This is a genomic window from Candidatus Nesciobacter abundans (assembly GCF_008189525.1).
Taxonomy (GTDB): domain Bacteria; phylum Pseudomonadota; class Alphaproteobacteria; order CAJXXZ01; family 1604HC; genus Nesciobacter; species Nesciobacter abundans.
Map to the genome: position 1 here is coordinate 199,693 of NZ_CP043314.1, position 20,925 is coordinate 220,617.

A 20,925-nucleotide genomic window follows, 5' to 3' on the forward strand; every position below is an offset into this window, starting at 1 on the left:
ATATCATATTATTATTAAAAACCTAACAAATTTCATTAGATTATACAGAGCATATTGATTATATGTTGTATATGTGCATTAATTCTTCTTATGAGACTTATAATAGTAGAGTCACCAACGAAAGCTGTTGCAATATCTGGATATCTTAAGGGATTTGAAAACGGACCTTATAAAGTAATAGCGAGCTATGGTCATGTAAGAGCCCTTGCTAAAAAATCTGGATCTATAGATGTAGAAAAAGATTTTAAAATGAAATGGGAAGATGTTAGTACAGCTTCTGAAGTTATTAAAAAAATTGTAGATGAAGCGAAAAAGAGTAAAGAAGTTATTTTAGCTACTGACCCTGATCGAGAGGGTGAGGCGATTTCTTGGCATATAGTGCAAATTCTAAGAGAAAATAAAGTAGATGTTAAATTCAGTAGAATGGTATTTAACTCTATTACTCCAAATGAAGTAAAAAATGCTTTAAAGAACTTAAGATCTATAAATGATGAGTTAGTAAGTGCATATAAGGCTAGGAAAGCTTTGGATTATTTGGTTGGATTTAATTTATCTCCTGTTCTATGGAAAAAATTGCCATGTAGATCAAACCAAAAGGTTCAATCTGCTGGTAGAGTTCAATCTGCAGCTTTAAGAATAATTGTTGAAAGAGAAAATGAAATAGTAAACTTTGAATCAAAACCTTATTGGACAATAAGTGGAGATTTCGTGCAAGAAACAAATTCATTCGAAGCAGATTTAGATTACTATAATAATGAAAAAATAGAGAAATTTTCTTGGACAGAGGATTCTGTAAAAGCGGCAAAGGAAGTTTTAGAGAAAGAAGAATACTCTGTTTCTAAAATAGATAAAACTGAACAGAAAAGGAATCCATTAGCTCCTTTTATTACATCTACAATGCAACAAGAAGCAGCTTCTAGACTGGATTGGAAGCCTTATGAAACTATGAGAGTTGCTCAGAAACTTTATGAGGGTGTTAAAGTTGGTTCTGCTGTGATCGGTTTGATTACTTATATGCGTACTGATTCTGTAAAGATATCTGATCAAGGAATAAAAGAGTGTAGAGATTTTATATCTGATAGTTTTGGAAATAATTATGTATCTAAGTCTGTGAATCAATATAAATCTAGGGCGAAAAATGCTCAAGAAGCTCATGAAGCTATTAGGCCAACTAAATTTGATTTTACTCCTGAAAAAGTACAGGATTATTTAGATGAAAAATCATTGAAATTATATAGATTGATATGGAATAGATCTGTAGCATCTCAGATGAGTCACGCACTTTATGATAAAATGACCATAAATATAGAAAGTAAAAGTTCTGCTTGGAAATCTACTGGTTCAAAGCTTAAGTTTGATGGATATCAAAAAGTTTATGGCAAAGAAGAATCTGAAGAGCAGGTTATATGGAATTGCAAGGAAGGTTCTGTAAGTTGTGATGAAGTTAATATAAACCAACATGAAACGAAACCACCTAACAGATTTACAGAAACAGGGATTATAAAATACCTAGAAGAGCATGGTATTGGTAGACCAAGCACTTATGCAAATATATTGAGCACCTTAGAGTACAGAGGATATGTAACGAAAAACAGGAAAACTCTGATTCCTTCTGAGATAGGTTGGTTAGTTACTGGATTTTTGAAAAATAATTTTGAAAAATTCATAGAAAATGATTTTACATCTGATATGGAAGAAAAGCTTGACTCTATAGCTAATGGTAAGCAAGATTTGCATGAATTATTAGAAACATTTTGGAAGGATTTTGAGAAATATATAGAAAAAACAGACGATTTAGATCCTAAATCAGTTATGCTTGATATTTCTTCTACTTATACAAAATTTTTCTTTGATCAAGATGAAATTCCAAATTGTCCAAAGTGTAGTGATGGTAAGCAAGAGTTGAAAGTAGGTAAGGGGTCTGCATTTTTGTCTTGCTCTAATTATCCTGATTGTAATTGGTCTAAATCTGCATCTAGTAAAATTGATTCAGATATGATTTTGGGAGACGATCCTAAAACTGGTTTGCCAATAGCTTTGAAATATGGACCTTATGGGTATTATTTACAAATTGGGCAAAAATCTGACACAGATTTCAAAAGAATAGCACTTCCTAAAAATATGAAAGATCCAGGAAACATGAATTTGGAAAATGCTTTGAAAATTGTAAACTCTGATTCTGTTTTAGGAGATGACCCTGAAACTGGTTTGAAAATAAATTTGAAACATGGGCCATATGGATATTATATACAAATAGGAGAAAAATCAGATGAAGGATTTAAGCGTATTCCTGTGCCAAAAATATTCAGAAATCCAGAAAATATTACTTTCGAAGAAGCTATAAAAATCAGATCCCTTCCATTGAAAATGGGAGAATACAACGATCACGATGTGCATGTAGATATAGGTAGGTTTGGTCCGCATTTGTTATATAATAATGTTTATATTTCCATTAAAAAGAGAAATCCTTTCGAAGTTACATGGGATGATTGCTTAGAAATATTAGAAAGCCCAGAATCAAAAAAGAAAATAGATCAGAAATCTAAAGAAAAACCTAAGAAACCTAGGAAATCTTACAAGAAATAAAGCTGTAATAATTATTCCTAATTAATATAAATGCTCAATCTATATATTTATTTTATAGATTCTTGTTCTTTTATGTATTTTGCATATTTTTTAAGGTCATTTATGGATTTTATCTCATTGTTTTTTGAAAACTCATAAGTATGTTTATATTCTTTAAGTTCTTCCATATCAAAATTATGGAGTAAATCTCCATAAGATTTTGCAATGTAGTTAAGAGATGAAAAATAAACTGCATCTACGTAAGTATAAGTTTGTTCATCTTTTATTAAATTGTTTTGAAAATTTTCATCAGATTCAACAAAAAATTTAGAACCATCACTTACTAAAGTTTTACCAAGTCTAGGTGCTATATCAATAGAACTTAATGCAATCATTGACACCTGTGTTAATGGATATACGTCATTAATCTCTTCTATAATGTTTTGAGGTTTATTAAAATAACTAACGCTTAAGCAAGTTATGCCATTAACTACAAGCAAATAATCTTTGATTTTATCTATTTCTACATTAAGGAAGTTGAACCCTCTCCCATAATCTATGAATAATTTAATGTGGTTTTTGTCCAATACCCTGCAATAAGCTTTTGTTGAACATTGTAATTTGGTTTTGTGAGATTGTTCTATTGTGTCTATTAAGCTCAAGTGATCTGTTTTTGATGCTTTATAAAGATTTTGATATTCAACAGATTTTCCATCTCTATCTTTAAAATCTGTTTCAACTTTATCTCTCATTTCTTGAAGATCTTCTGCTTTAGGTGCATAATCTACTTGCAGAACCTCAGCAAATGTAAATGACATTAGAAATAATATTAGTGATATAAAAAAATTCATTTTATCCTTCTTTCTTATAGATTTGTATTATGCTTAGATTCCTATTTATAAAATACCTTTGTTAATCTTTCTTAGATTTACTAAATTTATATGATCTGAGTATTAATGAGATAGGATTCTGGCAAGGTTTTATAGTTTTATCAGATCGTTCTAGCCAGATTAGGTATTTAATTCTGATTGTTCTACTTTTGCAAGCAATCCATTATAAAATCCCCTTAAGTTATCTATTCCTGAATGTGATTTATGTAAAATTTTTAAGTGTTCTTGGAACTCTTCATCATCACTTATACTGCCTTCAAAATTGCTGGCGAAGTCTATAAATGGATCAAAGAACAGAAGATCTGTGTAAGAGAAGTTGCTTAATGTACTTATTGCAAGATTTACTACATCTTTGTTTATAGGATTTATTTGTATTGCTGCACTAAGAAGTGAGTTTTCTCCATCTTCTGAAAGTGCATTAAAAGCTCCTCTTTTAGAGCTTTCTTGTATATAAATTAACTTTCCTATATGAAGTTGATCAATGAAGGGTTTTGTTTCTTCAGTGAGATTAAAATCCTTTTGTAAGAAATATTTATAGCTGATTCCGTAAGATTTGGTATCATTTATATAAACAAGCCATTTCGATATTTCAGATAGTGGTACAGAGAATTTAGCAAAATTTCTTTCAAATTGATTTCCTGAGCTGCTTGTTTCACTTACACTAAATAATTTTTGATAAACAGATAGGTTTTCTCCATCTACTTTACAGTATGTTGATGTTGTGCATTGTGCCTTTGTTGCATGTGCAGATAAAATAAGATCGTGCAGTGTGTTATGCTCTTCAAGGCTATTATACTTACTTTTGTCTTGTTCAGGTATGTTAGAGAAATATTCTTCTAATTCTTGCTTGTTTCGCATGGCTTGACTTGGATCAAAGTCAAACCCAGTTTGAGAGATTACTTTTGCAGGAATTGGGTTGTCATTACTTGCACCAGATATAGATGTAATTCCAATCATTGAAAAACATAGTAAAGTTTTAGATAGTATTTTTTTTAATTTTTTGTTCACTTTTAATTTCCCTTTGTTTTATTTGATCATGAAACATTTAAGATTTTGTGAATATTGCTGTTTTTCATTAAGGGATTTTTACAATCTTTAATTTATTCTTATATTGAGTTGGTTTTAATGTTTTTAGCAGTGATTCTACTATGTTTTTATTTTAAATAAATCCTATCCACTCTTCTGCCTATTGTTGTTAGTATTTCAGTTCCTTGCGCTTTCTTATTATTCCAATGTTTAAGTTTTTCCGCTGTGATGTTTTTCCCTAAAAGCTCTATGTTTGCGAAAAGTAAGTCTTTATCTTTCAAATCTAAATCTGTTAAATCTATCATAGTGTAATCCATAGAAACTGAAAGTATTTTACAATATTTTCCATTTAAAAATCCATATGAATTTCCTACTATATATCCATCCCCATATCCAATATTTAATATACCTACCTTTGAATCTTTTTCTGTGATGTGTTTATGATCATAACCTACTCCGCAGTCTTTTTTTACATGATTTATTTTTATAACTTTTGCAAATAATTCTGCTACATTTTCCAATTTTAGATCTGCACAATCTTCATTGAATCCATATAAGAATCTTCCTAGTCTTATCATGTTTCCATGGAATTCTCTTCCAAGCAAAAGTCCACAAGAAGAAGAAAGGCTGAATAATGTATTTGTAGAAAATTTTGTTTCATTTGCAAGTTGATTAAATTTTTCATTTATTAATTCTTTAAAATGATTTGTTTTTTCTATTTGAGATTGATTTTGGTCAGATTCTAAATCATAGCCATGAGATAAGTGTTGCATGAAAAATTTTACCCTAGTGATATCTGTCACATTTTCAAGTTCTTGCAAGGAAATTCCAAGTCTATTCATTCCTGTTTCTAGCTGAACAACAATAGGTTTATTTTTTTTAACTTTTTCGCAATGATCGTTCCAATCTCTTATTTGCTCAACACTAAAACATACTGGTATGAAGCCTTTATCGAAAACATGATCTAACTGATATTTTGTATATCCACTAAGAATATATATATTATTATGTCCTGAAAGCGCTGTTGAAAGTATTTCATCTGCTTCTTCAACAGAATTTACAAAAAAATCTTTACAATTCGTATTTTTCCTTAGATGCTCATATATTTCTTTTGCACCTAATCCATATGCATTACACTTAATAACAGCAGCGCATTTTATATCTTTAGATAAATTTAAGTAGTTTTTAACTAAATTACTTAAATTTATTTTTAAAAAAGGCTTATTATACATCTTTTTACTCTACCTCTATTTTATTTATTTTAGAACAAGTAAGTTGAATATATCTTTTACTTTAATGTTAGAAGATGAAAATTATAAACAACTTGTTTTCTTATTTTTTTTGAAATGCTGTTCAACATAAAACTATACAGAAATAATATACAAAAATAAACGAATATTAATAAATTAAGTTTTAGCAAGCATTCAATAGTAAATTATATCAAGGAACATGTTCTTGGAAATATTTTATAGTTTCCATAGCAGCCATACAACCCTGTCCGCTAGCAGTTACAGCTTGTCTATATACTTTATCCATTACATCTCCTGCAACAAAGAATCCGGGAATTTTTGTTTTTACTCCATCAGTAATTACATAACCTTCTGTGTCTAGATCTAGTAAATCAGACACTATTGAGCTTTGGGGTGAATGTCCTATTGCTATAAATACTCCTTGTAAATTTAAATCTTCTGTAGATCCTGTTTTTACATTTTTTATTCTTGCGCCTGAAACTGCTTTTATTCCACTGCCACTAGATTTTATTTCTTCAGAGTTCCCTAAAACCTCTTCTAAAATACAATCTAAATGTAAATATATATTTTTCATTGATAACATTCTTTCTTGCATTATCTTTTCAGCTCTGAATTCTTGCCTTCTATGAATCAAATGTACTTTTTTTGCTATTTTGGATAAATATATAGCTTCTTCTATAGCTGTATTTCCTCCACCAACTACTGCAATTTCTAGATCTTTGAAAAAGAATCCATCACATGTAGCGCAGGTAGAAACTCCATATCCTAGATATTCATACTCACTTTGTAGTCCTAAATATTTTGCTTTTGCTCCTGTTGCTAATATACAGGATTTGAAATTATATTCGTGCTTTCCTGAAATGATCTTCTTTTGATTTGTTTTTTTATCGAAAAAAACATTAGAGACTGTTTTGTTTTCCATTACACATCCCAAAGATACTGCCTGCTTTTCCATTGCATGCATTAAATCAGGAGCTGATCCTATGAATCCAGGGTAATTCTCAATATCTGTTGTTGTCATAAGCTGCCCCTTTGGATCATCTCCCATGAAAACTGTGACACTTAAACCAGCTCTAACCGCATATATAGCAGCTGACAAACCAGCTGGTCCAGAACCTATAATAGCAACATCAGATACTTCTTTGCTTTTTAAAATATCTGAATTTATAGAATATTCAGAGTTAGTATTTGCCTTAGAATTAACATCTTTATGATTGATAGACATGAAGAGTATTATAAACCAAAAAATAAATTAAACCATAAACCAGAAATTAAATTTCCTTTTTTAAAATGCTTATTTGTTGTTTACCTTATTTGCTTGATTATCATGTTTTTCTATATTTGCTTGATTTTGCTTTCCAACCCAGACAAATTGAATTTTATGCCAATCTCGATTTACATTAACTATGTTCTTTGAATTATAATTACCAATTAAAATATTTTTGTAATCATTATGTGCTAAATAAATATTTGAGTTCTCTTTCAGTTTATGTTCTTTTTCAGATTTTATGATTTTAAGATTTGTTATATTTCCTTGTAGAATAAATTTATTTCCGTATTCATCAACAGCAGGAATGGATACATTTTTCTTAGTAATTGGAATGCATAATCCTTTGTTATAAAACCCCACTAACCTACCGTTATGGATTAACAAAGCATTTTCCAGATCTTTTTCTGAAGATAATCTATTGGATTTAAGTTGTATTACTACATTTCCATTCATTGTTAATGGTGTTTTTAATTCAGCTACAAAAAAATCGTCATTTGCATTTTCAGAAGTAGAAATTTGAAGTATTTTCTTCATGGTCGCATTTTTCTCTAAAAGATTTCTATATTGGGTTTTATACTGTTCTATTTGACATTCGATTTCTTTAATGTTTATTAAATTTCCATCATATAGGAAATTAGTAATGAAGAATAATATATTCTTAAAAAATAGTAATACCAATGCAAAAAAATACATCAAACCTCCCGATAAGTTAATTTACAATCTACAGATCAATCTAAATTTATTAAAATAAAATTAATTTCAGATAAAATAATTTCAATAACAATTAATTATTAACTTCTACATATATAAATTACTAAATAAATACTTAAGAAAAAATAGTTTTTTTGTTAAAGACTGTGAAAAGTAAGATATAAGAGGTAGTATTCTTCTGAAGGTTTTTTGTGTGGATTTAGTAATATTGGACGGATTTAGTATTTTGTTTAGGAATTTCTTTGGAATGAGTTCTTTGTATAACTCTGAGGGATTGCCTATTGGTGGAGCAGTGGGTTTTTTAAATACTATTTTTAAAGTTATGAAAAAATACAGGCCAGATTATATATGTATTGCCCTAGATAGCGGAGAGAAAACCTGGAGGCATAATTTATATTCAGATTACAAATCAAACAGGAAAAAAACTCCAGAAGATTTAATTCCACAATTCCCTATAATACATGAAATGTGTGAAACGCTTAATTTAAATATATTTAAAGGCGGTGAGTGTGAAGCTGATGATTGGATAGGTTCTATTTCTAAGAAATATCAGAGTAACTGTTCAAATGTAGTGGTTTGTTCTTGTGATAAGGATTTGATGCAACTTGTAGAAAATAATGTATTTTTCGTCAATCCATTTAAATTTCAAAAAATGTATGAAGAAGATGTTGTGGAAAAAATGGGTGTAAGTCCAAATCAAATCCCTGATTTATTTGGTTTGACAGGAGATGCAAGCGATTGCATCCCAGGTGTTCCTAATGTAGGGGCTAAAACAGCTAGCTCTTGGTTAAACGAATTTAAAACTTTGGAAGGTGTGATAGATAATTTAGGTCATTTAAAACCTTTAAGTAGAAGAGGCAGCTTATCAGGGAATATAGAGCAAGCCCATTTATCTAAGACTCTTGCTACATTGAAATTGGATTTAGATTTGCCAGAAATACATGATCTTAAAACAAATTATGATAAAGATTTATTGTTAGATTTAATTCGTAAATACAAAATGGAAAAGCATATTAGGTTCTAAGAAAATTAAATAAAAAGCAAAAGAATTGTTATTGAAAAGATTGTTATAAAATATTTACTGGTATTAAAAAGACTTTATGATTATTAATATAATTCTAAAACTAATGTTGAAGTTATTACACAAGGCAGGTGGATTAAATTTTTTACTTTTCTTATTTGGTTTGACTTTTATATATAATTCTAAGTAACATTGCTTATGATACGTAAATTTTTTAGCAAATTTATAAATAAAATGTCTAAAAGTCTAGCTATAGATCTTGGTACAGCAAATACACTTATTCTTACACATGATGGAAAATTGATTAATGAACCATCTGTTGTTGCAATACAGGAAAATAATGGAAGCAAGAAGGTTCTGTGTGTAGGTTCTGAAGCAAAGAAAATGCTTGGAAGAACTCCGGAAAACACATATGCAATTAGACCAATGAGAGATGGAGTTATTAGCGATTTCATCATAGCTGAAGAAATGATCAAACATTTCATGAGATTAGCTAACTCAGATAAAGGACTTATTAATCCTAAGGTTATTATAGGTGTTCCTGCAGGAGCAACTATTGTAGAGAGAAGAGCTATACAAGACGCTGCTAAAAGTGCAGGAGCTAGGTATGTGCAACTTGTAAAAGAGCCTATGGCAGCTGCAATAGGGGCTGGTTTGCCGGTTTCAGATCCTATGGGTTCAATGGTTGTAGATATAGGTGGTGGAACAACTGAAATAGCTATACTTTCTTTGGGAGGAATAGTTATTGCTGAATCCTGTAGAGTTGGTGGAGATAGAATGGACTCTGCAATTGCTGAGTACGTCAAAAACGAATTTCAGATCAGCATAGGTGAATCTACAGCAGAGCTTATTAAAACAAGAATAGGTGCTGCTACATTGCCTCCTGGAGCAGAAGATAAATCATTTATAATCAATGGTTTTGATAGAGTTTCAGGAGCTCCTAAGAGAATAGAAATAAAATCTTCTGACGTAGTAAAGAGTATTGAAACTCCTTTGATAGAAATTTGTTCTAGGATAAAAGCTGTACTAGATCAAGCCCCTCCAGAATTAGCATCTGATATAGCAGAATCTGGAATATGCTTAAGTGGTGGTGGAGCTTTGATAAAAAACATAGATGTGTTTTTTAATTCAAGGCTTGGTCTTAAGTTTTTCCCAGCTGATGATGCGTTGATGTGTGTTGTTAAGGGTGCTGCGAAAATACTTTATGAAATGGACGATTTAAAACTAGAATCTGAGCAGTAAGTAGAATTTAAATAATATATTTACTAAATGAAGTGTAAGATCTGAAATTAAATTTAGTAATATTTATACTTATAGTGTTTTGAAATTATAATGAAATTTATATTTAAGTAAAAACTAAATAAAAATATTAGATTCAGAATGATTAAGTTAATCTATTAAGAAAATTAAACATAGAAATAGGCAGTAAATAAATGAATATAACAGAAGAGAAGTTAAATAAAGGTATAGAAGAGATAAAAGAAAGAGGTTTGGTTTATCAACAAACTGATGATGTAAGGAAGTCTGAAATTACTTTTTATATGGGAGTGGATCTTACAGCTGAAAGTTTACACATAGGTCATTTAGTTCCTTTAAAAATAGTAGACATACTTTCTAAACATGGAAATAAGCCAATTATACTTCTTGGAGAAGGAACAACTATGATAGGGGATCCTTCTATGCGTAATAATGAAAGGCCTATGTTAGAAAAATCTTCCATAAAGAGAAATATGGAGTTTATTAAGAATCAAATAAAAAAGATATCCCCTAATGCTATTTATGTAAATAATTTGGATTGGATTTCAAAAACTAATTTTATAGATTTTCTTAGAGATGTAGCTAGCAAGTTTTCAGTTAATCAAATGGTGAATTTGGAAACTTTTAAGAATAGGTTGAATAACAACTTACCACTTAGTTTTCTGGAATTTTCGTATCCTTTATTACAGTCTTTTGATTTTCTTGAATTATATAAAAAATATGACTGTGAACTGCAAATTGGTGGTTCTGATCAATGGGGTAATATTATAAATGGAGTAAATTTACTTAAAAAATCAGGTGCAAAAAGTGCTTATGGGATTACAACCCCACTTCTTCTTAGAGGTGGAAAAAAAATGGGCAAAACCACTTCAAACCCAATTTGGTTGGACAAAAACCTTACTTCTTGTTTTGATTTTTGGCAATTTTGGAGAAGTATCCCAGATTCAGATGTAGAATCTTACATGTTAAAATTCACTGATCTCAAAAAAGATCAAATATTAGAGAAAATAAGAAATAATATTAATGAAGCTAAAAAACACCTTGCTGATTGTGTTACTTGTTGGGTTCATGGAAAAGAAATTTCTGAAGAAGTGCGTAATAAAGCAGAGAAAATTTTCGAACAAGGAAGTGAAGATGCTTATTTGGATTTGGTATGTGATTTTGATGGTAATAATGTTAGTGAAAATGGAGAGTTACTTCTTTACAACTTGCTTTTTAAAAAAGGTCTGGCTAAATCTTTATCTGATGCAAAAAGGAAAATTTCAGACAAGTCTGTGAAAATTAATGGAAAAGTGGAAATGGACTACAAATATGAAATTAATCCTGAGCAAGATAGTATTTTGGAAATTGGTAAAAAATTAAAATTTAAGTTGAAATTTAATTAACCGTAAGCATAGCTCTAATTGAAGTGAGTGAGCTTATTAGTGCTTTCAATAGTGTATCTTTTTATCTTTTTGTGTTAATATATCCAGACTTATGGAGGTTAAGTGTCTATAGAAGTAAATAATATACATAGAATTAAGCCAATCGCTAGCTATATCGTGGTTAAGGTGTTAGAAGAAACAAAGACTACAAGTAGAGGTATTCTTCTTCCTAATTCAAAAGAATCTCCACAAAAAGGCGAGATAATATCTGTTGGTCCTGGAAAGAAAAGCGAGAGCGGACAATTAAAGGAAATAGATTTGAAGCAAGGGCAGGTTGTCGTTTTTGGAGAATATGCCGGAACACTTATTGCTCAAGATGAATCCAGTAAATATCTATTAATAAAAGAAGAAGATGTTTACGGAACATACGAATAAAATTATTTTTTATTTAGATTGTTTTATTTAGGTTGTTTTATTTAGTTTTTGTTCGTTAATTTAATTTTAAAATTGATATCAAGCTTATTAATATATTGAATAGTTGGGTATTGAACAATTTGTTGTTTAAAATATTTTTTGTTTTTATGCAGAATTGACTGAGTGGAAATTAAATAGTTAAATATTTTACGTAATTTTATGTTTTAGAAAGGAAAAATCAATTGTCAAATAGAATTTTAATTGGATCAGAATCTCGTTCTAGTATTTTGAAAGGTATTAATGATGCTTCAAATATAATAAAGAAAACATTAGGTCCTTCAGGTAGACTTGCTTTAGTGGATGAAGGAATGTCTATTAGATTTACAAAAGATGGAGTTAGTGTTGCAAAGGCGATAGATTTGTCTGATAAATCTGAAAGCATTGGAGTGAAGTTAGTTCAAAAGGTTGCTTCAAAGACAGTAGATACAGCAGGTGATGGAACAACTACATCCGTCGTTGTTTTCCAATCGTTAGTTAACAATGGAATGGAGCTTATAGAAGCTGGACTTAGCTCTGTAGAAGTACAAAGTGGAATTAGAGCTGCTTTATCTCATACTGAAAAATTCTTAGGAACTATAACATCTGAAATTAAAGGTGATGATAAAAAAATCAAGCAAGTCGCTACAATTTCTGCTAATGGAGAAGAGGAAATTGGTGAATTAATTTCTAAAGCTATAGCGAAAATAGGAACAGACGGAGTTATTGCTGTAGATGATTCTAAATCTGTTGATACTTATTTAAATGTTGTAGAAGGAATGGAATTAGAAAGAGGTTATATCTCTTCTAGTTTTGTAAATAACCAATCTAAGCAAACTTGTGAGTTAGAAAATCCATATGTACTTATTTTTGACAGTAAGATAAGTAATGTTAATGCTTTAATTCCAGTTTTGGAAAAGGTAGTTGCTGCAAATAGATCAATGCTTATAATGTCTGAAGATCTAGAAGGTACAGCTTTAGCTGCAATAGTATTGAACTTTGTAAGAAGAACTATGAAAGTTGCAGCTATTAAGTTACCTGGTTTCGGTGATAACAGAAAAGAAGTTTCTAAAGATATAGCTGTTATGACTGGTGGTATTGTTATTTCTGAAGAAGCTGGAGATAAGCTAGAAAATGTACAATTAGAAAAACTTGGTCAAGCTAAAAAAATTATTATTTCTAAAGATAAAACAACAATTATTGAAGGTCATGGAAATGAAGATGAAAAACAAGAAAGAGTCTCTTTAATAAAAAGTGAAAGAGAAAATAGTACATCTGATTATGACAAAGAAAAACTACAAGAAAGAGTTTCAAAGCTTACAAACGGAATGGCTGTTATAAATGTAGGTGGAGCTACTGAAGTAGAGCAAAAAGAAAGAAAAGATAGAGTAGAGGATGCTGTTTTAGCAGTAAAATCTGCTTTAGAAAGTGGAATTCTACCTGGAGGTGGTTCTGCTTTAGCTCACGCAAGTAGAGATTTAGAAAAGTTAATAGAAGATAGCTCTTTAAGTACAGTTGAAAAAGAAGCTGTAAAGGCATTTCAGAAAGCTATTTGTGCCCCTATGTTGCAAAACATAGAAAACTCAGGAAGCGAAAAAGGGCTGGTTTTCTTGAATGAAGTTCAATCTTCTTCTGATAAAAACCATGGTTACAATGTGATCAGTAAGGGATATGGAAGCATGATTGATCTTGGAATTCTAGATCCTAAGAAGAGTACAGAATCTGCTATAAAATATGCATGTTCAATAGGTATAATGTTTCTTACTTCAGGTGGAAGTATAGTAACACTTCCTGAAGATAGAGAATCTAACTCAATGCCTTCTATGGATGGAATGTACTAATTTATATACTAATTTTAGTACAACATAATCTATAAATACTTATAATTAAATTTTCTTCAAGGAAGTTTATAATAAAAAACAAAAAGTAATTTTAAATATACTTAATGTTTTTTAGCGCTTAGGAAGGTTAACTCTTTATTAATTTCATAACTAAGAATTGCGAAGTGAAATTTTGTATACTTTCAACAATCAAACAATTCTAATATAAACAAAAAATTATCTAATTTTACTTCAAAATATTTACATCGGAATTAAGATTTATTTCAGGTTGTAAATATGATTGTTCTATGGACTTAAACTTGTGGTTTTTCCATCTCAAGTATTTTTTATATATGTATTTAAATTTTAAATAGCATTTCATTCATACGTAATATAAACAGATTAGATTTGCCAATTTATATGAATATAAAACTTTATTTATAATTTTATCTAGAAAAGAAAATTCGCACAGATTCTTTGCTTAGTTCCTTACAGTATTCTTTTGAGGTTAATAAATCACTTTCAGATAATATATTTTCTATTTCACTGATTTCCAGGTTTTTTAATAATTTCTGTGATGCTATATCAGCAAGTATATTTGACCAATATTCTTTGTTTTTAGATTCTATATTAAAATTTTCTAAAGAATCAGCAAATTCTATGAATATTTGCTTTTCATAGTCTATTGGTAGGAATATAGGGACTGAAATTAATATGTTATTTTCGAATTGTAAGCCAATATTTTCAAGTGTTTCTTTTAATTTATTTAAATTACTAATAGATTTATCTGAAATATCTGTTCTAAATGGAATTAGTAAATTTTTAGAAATTTCTGTATTTTTTTTATTTATGTCACTGTTTTTATCTAGAGTTAATATATGGTTCAGTTTTCTATAAATAAATCTACCAAAATAGAATTTGTGATTTATAATGAAAAACTTCCCTTTTTGTTCATTTTTCTGGAATAGAGATGTTGAGTTTTCTTCATTTGAGGCGTTTTTGCATACTATTGTGCAATCTATGCTTTGTAACCTAGCCACTATAGATATATTATTTCTTTTCTTTTCTTCGGTTTGTTGCGGTTTATATTCTAATGTTGTTGGTTTCTGATTATGTATTCTACTTAAGTTTTCATTATTGGTATCTTTATGTTTATTTGAGAAATTTAATCCATGCTCAGAGTGTCTTTTATTATACATAGAATGTGTAGGTTCATTTAAACTTGTATTACTTTCAGGTTCATTTAAATTTAACGCGCTATTGTATTCTTTGTCCAACAACGGTTCTTTAGATTGATTTTTGTTTGAGCCTAGATTTAGGTTTTTTCTGATATCTGTATAGCTTTTACTTTCTGACTCTCTGCTATTTTCTTCATAACTTAGTTTGTTTTTTGCAAATTGATTGTGGTTATTTGATTCGTCTTTGTAATCTAGACTAGTATCTTTATATGAATATTGATCTTGGTTATTTTGTTCATTATTAGATTTGAACCCATATTTGGATTTGTAAAACGTAGACTCTATAGCATTTCTTAAAAAATTCCATCTTAGAAATCTGACTTCTTCTTTAGAAGGATGAATATTCACATCTACTTCGTTAAAAGGTAAAGCTATTCTTATAAATCCACTTGGGTATCCTTTGCATTCAAACTGATTTTCAAATGAATTTCTTATACAAGTTATAAGACCTCGATCTCTTATTCCTCTTCCATTTACAAAAATCATTAAATTATTTGTAGAGTTCTGGATTTTATTAAAAAATATTTTTCCGCTGATTTTGTAATTGCTTTGTTCGTAATCCAGATCAGCAGAGTTAGTAAAATTACTACCAAAAACATCAGTCAATCTCTCGGAATATTCTACATTTTTGTAATTTTTTTTAGAAGATTTTCCATTGCTCCAAATCCAATCTATATCTGGATATGCTATACACATTTTCTGCAAATATTCTAATATAATAGACCATTCTCTAGATTCAGATCTTAAAAATTTCAACCTAGCTGGGAAATTGAAAAAAATATCCTTTACAGTCACTTTAGTGCCGACTCTATCTTTTATAGGAAATGGATCAGTAGGAACTGTGTTGAAAACTTCTAATCCATGACTTTCACTGTTTTTAGAACTATGAATTGTAAAATTTGTTACTGAAGAAATTGAATATAATGCTTCTCCTCTAAATCCTAAAGTTTTAATTTGGCTTAATGACTCTGTTTTAGAAGATGCATGGTTCTGAATGCATAGTAACAAATCTTCTTTAGAGATTCCTGATCCATTATCTTCGACTGTTATGCTGCTTTTTCCTCCATCTTCTATAAAAATAGAGATTTGTGAAGCTCCAGAATCTATAGAATTTTCTACTAATTCTTTAACTATTGAGATTGGTCTTATTACGACTTCTCCAGCTGCAATTTGTCTGACAATGGTATCAGAAAGTAGTTTAATATTCATTTATGGCCTTTATGTTCAAATATAAAACATATATAAAATAAAGCATATATTTACTTCATTTTTATTTTTTATTTAGTATTATTTTCCAGAATAACATTAAGAATCCTATAGATATTGAAATGTCAGCAATATTAAAAACAGGCATATTAATTCCAAATAATTTTATTGATATAAAATCCAACACTGCTCCAGAATCACTTGTTAGTCTATCTATAAAGTTACTTATTCCACCACCTAATATAAAGCTATATGCTTTAGAGTCGAATTTGTTCTTTGTTTTGTACCAGCTTATAACAACTGCCAAGCAAGATAGAAATACAGTGAATTTTAAAAATGTAGAGTGGAAACTTTTACCCATTCCGAAGCTAATTCCTTTGTTCCACATCACATGTATGTTTAGGAAATTCTCATATATAATTCTCGACCCATATTGAATAGCTATTCTTTTGCTTATTTGATCTACTGCAAGTATAGAAATCGTAGCTAGTATTTTTCTGATCATTCACTCACCATTATTCTAAATAATATCACATTCTTTCAAAAAGGCATTATAATGAAGACTTTTATTTACATCTTAATTTTATGATTAACTAAATGCTGAGACTACTTACTTATTTTACTTGCTTTTTTATTTACTAAGTTATTGAGCAAATCTACAATTTAAAGCTTATATTTTAATTCAATGTTTATATAATTGAATTGTAGGAGAAATGCCAGAGCGGTTGAATGGGACGGTCTCGAAAATCGTTATATGTTTATGCATATCGTGGGTTCGAATCCCACTTTCTCTGTTTATATAATTTCATTCTAAACCTTGAATCCTAACTTGATTTAAAGTTTAATGTCGAGCTTTTTCAGTGCTTTATTTTATTGGCTTTATATTCATTTTTCTTGTAAATAAACTTTGCAATGCATATTTTCATGTTATATATTTTTCTTATGCATATATTTCCTTTTTTTTAGCTCATTTTGTTTATCCTGTTTATATACTTTAATTTATTAGAAAATTCATGATTTAGAAACTTTCTTACCATTTCTTTTTCTGAATCATTTTTGTTTTCTGCTCCAATTACTAGCACATTTATGTCATTATGCTCTCTAGCAGAAGAAACATCTTGTATGTTTTTGCATAGTCCAGCTCTAATCATTTTATGTCTATTTGCAGCTATACTCATTCCTATTCCACTTCCGCATATTAATATTCCTCTTACAGAATAATTAGCTTTGTGGTGTTTGTAATGTAGGTTATTTTCATTAATTAATTCATCGTTTACTTCATTGATGTATATTTCTTTTTGTGGAATTTCTAATGAAAGATTTTTCCACTTTAGAATCATTTTTTCTACTATATCTGTAAAATCGCACTTTTCTCCATTGCATCCTAAATCTACAATTTTATATATGACATTAATTTTATTGCTTTCAGATTTCTCGTTTTGGGCTTGCTGGCGTGCAGATTCCTGATATTTATGTTGATCTGCGTTTTGTATTTCGATTAGATATTGTTTTATTTTTTCTTTTAGTTCAAACCCCCTATGATCACACCCTAGCAAGATGTAAATAGGTTGATTCATTTTAACAGACTTGTTTTCACTCATATTATAAACTCATTATTGCAAAAAAAATCAATAATCAAAATTGTTTAATGATTAATGCTTAGTAATGATGTAAAGTGTATATATGAAATTATTTTTGGATTCTGCAGAGATAGAAGAAGCAAAGTTGTTTAGTAAGTTTGGGGTTATAAAAGGTGTTACTACAAACCCAAAACTAATGTCAGATTCATTTGGTAAGATTGGGAAACAAACCACAAATCAAAGCAATTATGACATTTCAGGCACTTCAAAGGATGCTAAATCTTCTGTGGAAGAGCGTTACTCGGAAGAAATCAATCATGCAATTGAGATTAGCAAAATTACTGGGACTAAGGTTAGTGTACAGCCTAGTTCTTATGATTATGAATCTATTGTAGGTTTTGGAAAGCTAGTATTCAAAAACAGGAACAATCTTATACTAAAAGTTCCACCAACCTTTGAATCTTTTGAAGCTGTAAGATATATAAGAAAAAATTTAGGTTTTATAGATGTTAATTTGACATTGTGCTTTTCTGTCAATCAAGCAATTTTAGGAATGCAATTAGGTGTGCAGTATATATCTATCTTTGTTGGAAGACTTGAAGATCAGAATGAAAATCCTTTCGAAATAATCGAAACAGTTAAGTGCTTAATAGAAAGTCAGCAGCTTGAAGAATATGGATATATGAATTCTTATATTAGTGAGAATAAAGAACAAGAATGTAGCTTGGATAAAAGCATAGCACTAGAACATAAGAACACTGAAATAATAGCTGCATCTATAAGAAGCTCTAGACATGTAAGGGAATCTTTTAAATCAGGTGCAGATATAGTTACTACACCTGGAAAAATAATCAGAGAACTGTTTAATCACAACCTTACTGACAAAGCTATTAAATCTATTTAATTATTAAATTAAATACATATTAAATATGAAACAGTTAATAAATGTGGGACAATTCGTATTATGAAAAGAAGTAATCTGGATGTAATTTATAATATACTGGAAAAACAACAATACTCTGAATTACTAAAAAATAAGTTTAAGGATTTTCTGTTTTCATTATTTTATAAAGAATGTAAAACGTACAATACGGTAGAGTCTTATTTCTTTGATATAAAGCTTTCGTTGGATTATTTTATTTCACAAAAAATTACTTTGAATAATAAAGATAATACTAATAATAAAAGTGGTAAATCTTTTCAGATTGAGAAATGTTTGAGTAAGGAAATTGATAGTGCAGATAGTACATGTGAATCAAGTTATGAATTTTGTTTGTCAGATGTGGAAAAACTTACTTCATGGGATTTTAGGTCATTTTACCTTTATAGAAAAAATAAAACTAATATAAAATCTGTTTCTCAAAGAAGGTTGATATCTGCATGGAAATCATTTTTTGATTTCTTGGGGTTGAAAAATATTCTTTACGGACTAAAAATAAAAACGGACAAAACGTACCCAAAACCAGTTGAGTTAAGGAATATAGAAAAATTATTCGAAGTAAAAGAGGGTGATTGGGTCTCTTTTAGGAATAGGGCATTGTGGTCTTTGATGTACTGCTCTGGAATGAGGATAAGCGAGGTAATTGCACTTGATATAAAGCATTGGACAGAATGCAAAGACTCTATGAGAATTGTTGGTAAAGGGAATGTAGAAAGAGATGTTCCTATTCTGCAATTTACGAAAGATTTTATTGATGAATATTTAAATCTACACCCTTATAGGAAAACTCAAGATTCGCCTTTGTTTTTTGGTAAGTCTGGGAAAAGATTAAACCCACAAACTGCTGCTCATACAATTAGGAGATTTAGAATTTCAAATGGAATTTCAGATAATCTTACGCCTCATTCACTGAGACATAGCTTTGCTTCTCATGTTCTGAATAATAGATGTAGTCTGAAAGATTTACAAAATGTTTTAGGACATAAAAACTTACAAACAACTAGTCAATATGTAGAAATACAGGATAAGAATTTAGAAGAGTCATTTATGAAAATCATGGATGAAGATGAAGATTCTATTTGATTTATTGAATAATTATTATATACAGACTGTTTTATTGTTTATGTATTTTAATACAGCAAATGTATATGCTGATATATTAATCATGAATTAGATGGGATTAATCAAAGGATATGGATCAGGTGCTTTGTATTCTTCTCCAACTAATTCTTGTAACTTATACTCTTCTATTTCATCTTCCAACGTTTTTAGAATTAGTGTTATTAAATCTTGATCTATTTTAGATTCCTTTAGGTAATTAAGATTTACTGTTAAAGAAAAATGCTTATAGAGTATTCCATATATATTCCAGAATTCATCATTTTTATAATCATGTTGATTCTGACTTTGATTATCACTTTCTAGTTTTATGTTATCTTTTAAAAGTAAGAATGATTCAGCACTTGTGTAAGAATGACCAATATACAAATCCAAATAATGTTGGTTAATGTGTTTATTTTGTTCTTCTTTACTTTGTTCTGCAGAAAGCTCTTTTGGAACAAACTTATTCATAGTTACCGGATCTAATATACCTTCTAAACTCATTTTACTTAATTCTATTACTGCAAATAAATTTCCTATTGCTGTAAATTCATGTATTTCTTTGAAGGTGACTGATGATTTTTCTTCTTCTTCTGGGTTTTCTGGGTCCATACAGTAAATCGAAAATGAAATTGGGCTTTTTGTATCTGAACTGTTGTCAAGGTTTGAAAAGAAATAAAAATTTCTATCATAGTTAAATATAGGTGAATATGCTACATATTCTTTGTGAAAAATTTCATTACTCTCGGGATTAAATGCATCTTGAATATTTAGATCTGAGGATTTAATGTAAAAAATATTTTCTGACCTGTTATGTTTTATGTCTTGGTAATTAATTTTGTAATTTTGTTTTAGAATGATTTTTGATTCTACATTGAATGGTCCAATATCTGGAGATAATGTGTAAACATCTGATAGTAAATATGGATTTGATTTATTTGTTACAATTTTTGTTATTTTTATGAATATTGAAGGAGAAATAATTTCTCCAATCCTATCAAAAGCTTCAGGTTTATCAAATGTTTTTCTTATAATGTTTGGAAGATCAAGTATTTCTTTTGTTGGGTTATCTTGTTTTTGAAGGATTGATTCATAGTTTTTTGCTTCATTGTGCATAAATTCTTTTGATAAATTTTTCGCGTTTGGTTTTATAGCTAAAACTATATACATTATTGTTAACATTGAAATTTTAAGCATTATGTATTCTAGCATTTTTTGATTAATTTGTTGTTTATT

General features: G+C 29.2%; 17 protein-coding genes and 1 tRNA gene. 9 read left to right on the top strand and 9 right to left on the bottom strand.

From position 1 onward, the window contains the following. The first annotated feature begins 90 nt into the window (after positions 1-90). Entirely contained in the window at positions 91-2,586 is a 2,496-nt protein-coding gene (gene topA, locus FZC36_RS00920) for a type I DNA topoisomerase (RefSeq protein ID WP_148972120.1), read from the top strand. A gap of 47 nt (positions 2,587-2,633) precedes the next feature. Here the strand turns inward: topA and FZC36_RS00925 are convergent, their stop codons facing one another. From FZC36_RS00925 to FZC36_RS00945, 5 genes are all read right to left on the bottom strand, one after another. After that, the gene (locus FZC36_RS00925; RefSeq protein ID WP_148972121.1) at positions 2,634-3,416 is read right to left on the bottom strand and encodes a hypothetical protein; all 783 of its coding nucleotides are present in this window, start codon (positions 3,414-3,416) and stop codon (positions 2,634-2,636) included. Positions 3,417-3,575: 159 nt separating this feature from the next. Then, positions 3,576-4,463: a hypothetical protein gene (locus FZC36_RS00930; RefSeq protein ID WP_148972122.1), complete on the bottom strand. Its 888-nt coding sequence runs from the start codon at positions 4,461-4,463 to the stop codon at positions 3,576-3,578. 146 nt (positions 4,464-4,609) lie between these two features. Further along, a complete protein-coding gene (alr, locus tag FZC36_RS00935) occupies positions 4,610-5,713 on the bottom strand; it encodes an alanine racemase (RefSeq protein WP_148972123.1) in 1,104 nt (367 codons plus the stop codon). A 208-nt stretch (positions 5,714-5,921) separates the two neighbouring features. Then, the gene (gene trxB, locus FZC36_RS00940; protein WP_148972124.1) at positions 5,922-6,956 is read right to left on the bottom strand and encodes a thioredoxin-disulfide reductase; all 1,035 of its coding nucleotides are present in this window, start codon (positions 6,954-6,956) and stop codon (positions 5,922-5,924) included. 69 nt (positions 6,957-7,025) lie between these two features. Next, positions 7,026-7,694, bottom strand: coding sequence for a hypothetical protein (locus tag FZC36_RS00945; RefSeq protein ID WP_148972125.1), 669 nt, complete (start codon positions 7,692-7,694; stop codon positions 7,026-7,028). 211 nt (positions 7,695-7,905) lie between these two features. On the opposite strand from FZC36_RS00945, the gene FZC36_RS00950 reads away from it, so the two are divergent. From FZC36_RS00950 to groEL, 5 genes are all read left to right on the top strand, one after another. Further along, positions 7,906-8,736: a 5'-3' exonuclease gene (locus FZC36_RS00950; RefSeq protein WP_148972126.1), complete on the top strand. Its 831-nt coding sequence runs from the start codon at positions 7,906-7,908 to the stop codon at positions 8,734-8,736. Between the two features lie 231 nt (positions 8,737-8,967). Beyond that, positions 8,968-9,975 carry a rod shape-determining protein gene (mreB, locus tag FZC36_RS00955; RefSeq protein WP_281284196.1) on the top strand — a complete coding sequence of 336 codons (1,008 nt, stop codon included), beginning with the start codon at positions 8,968-8,970 and terminating at the stop codon, positions 9,973-9,975. Between the two features lie 191 nt (positions 9,976-10,166). Then, complete coding sequence (tyrS, locus tag FZC36_RS00960; RefSeq protein ID WP_148972128.1) at positions 10,167-11,375, top strand: tyrosine--tRNA ligase; 1,209 nt, start codon at positions 10,167-10,169, stop codon at positions 11,373-11,375. A 102-nt stretch (positions 11,376-11,477) separates the two neighbouring features. Further along, positions 11,478-11,789 (top strand): co-chaperone GroES, encoded by a 312-nt coding sequence (locus FZC36_RS00965; RefSeq protein WP_148972129.1) that lies wholly within the window; start codon positions 11,478-11,480, stop codon positions 11,787-11,789. 221 nt (positions 11,790-12,010) lie between these two features. Continuing rightward, positions 12,011-13,645: a chaperonin GroEL gene (gene groEL, locus FZC36_RS00970; RefSeq protein ID WP_148972130.1), complete on the top strand. Its 1,635-nt coding sequence runs from the start codon at positions 12,011-12,013 to the stop codon at positions 13,643-13,645. A 425-nt stretch (positions 13,646-14,070) separates the two neighbouring features. Here the strand turns inward: groEL and mutL are convergent, their stop codons facing one another. Both mutL and lspA read right to left on the bottom strand, forming a co-directional pair. Beyond that, positions 14,071-16,071 (bottom strand): DNA mismatch repair endonuclease MutL, encoded by a 2,001-nt coding sequence (mutL, locus tag FZC36_RS00975; protein ID WP_148972131.1) that lies wholly within the window; start codon positions 16,069-16,071, stop codon positions 14,071-14,073. A gap of 61 nt (positions 16,072-16,132) precedes the next feature. After that, positions 16,133-16,573, bottom strand: coding sequence for a signal peptidase II (gene lspA, locus FZC36_RS00980; RefSeq protein WP_148972132.1), 441 nt, complete (start codon positions 16,571-16,573; stop codon positions 16,133-16,135). 202 nt (positions 16,574-16,775) lie between these two features. On the opposite strand from lspA, the gene FZC36_RS00985 reads away from it, so the two are divergent. Next, positions 16,776-16,862: transfer RNA gene (locus tag FZC36_RS00985), tRNA-Ser, on the top strand. 168 nt (positions 16,863-17,030) lie between these two features. On the opposite strand, the gene FZC36_RS00990 is transcribed toward FZC36_RS00985, so the two are convergent. Beyond that, a complete protein-coding gene (locus FZC36_RS00990) occupies positions 17,031-17,669 on the bottom strand; it encodes an RpiB/LacA/LacB family sugar-phosphate isomerase (protein ID WP_148972133.1) in 639 nt (212 codons plus the stop codon). Between the two features lie 82 nt (positions 17,670-17,751). Here FZC36_RS00990 and FZC36_RS00995 point away from each other — a divergent pair, with 82 nt between their 5' ends. Both FZC36_RS00995 and FZC36_RS01000 read left to right on the top strand, forming a co-directional pair. Then, positions 17,752-18,552 (top strand): transaldolase family protein, encoded by an 801-nt coding sequence (locus FZC36_RS00995; protein ID WP_148972134.1) that lies wholly within the window; start codon positions 17,752-17,754, stop codon positions 18,550-18,552. A 60-nt stretch (positions 18,553-18,612) separates the two neighbouring features. Continuing rightward, complete coding sequence (locus FZC36_RS01000; RefSeq protein ID WP_148972135.1) at positions 18,613-19,671, top strand: tyrosine-type recombinase/integrase; 1,059 nt, start codon at positions 18,613-18,615, stop codon at positions 19,669-19,671. 87 nt (positions 19,672-19,758) lie between these two features. Here FZC36_RS01000 and FZC36_RS01005 read toward each other — a convergent pair whose 3' ends face one another. Beyond that, complete coding sequence (locus FZC36_RS01005) at positions 19,759-20,871, bottom strand: hypothetical protein (RefSeq protein WP_187440128.1); 1,113 nt, start codon at positions 20,869-20,871, stop codon at positions 19,759-19,761. Between the last annotated feature and the right edge of the window lie 54 nt (positions 20,872-20,925).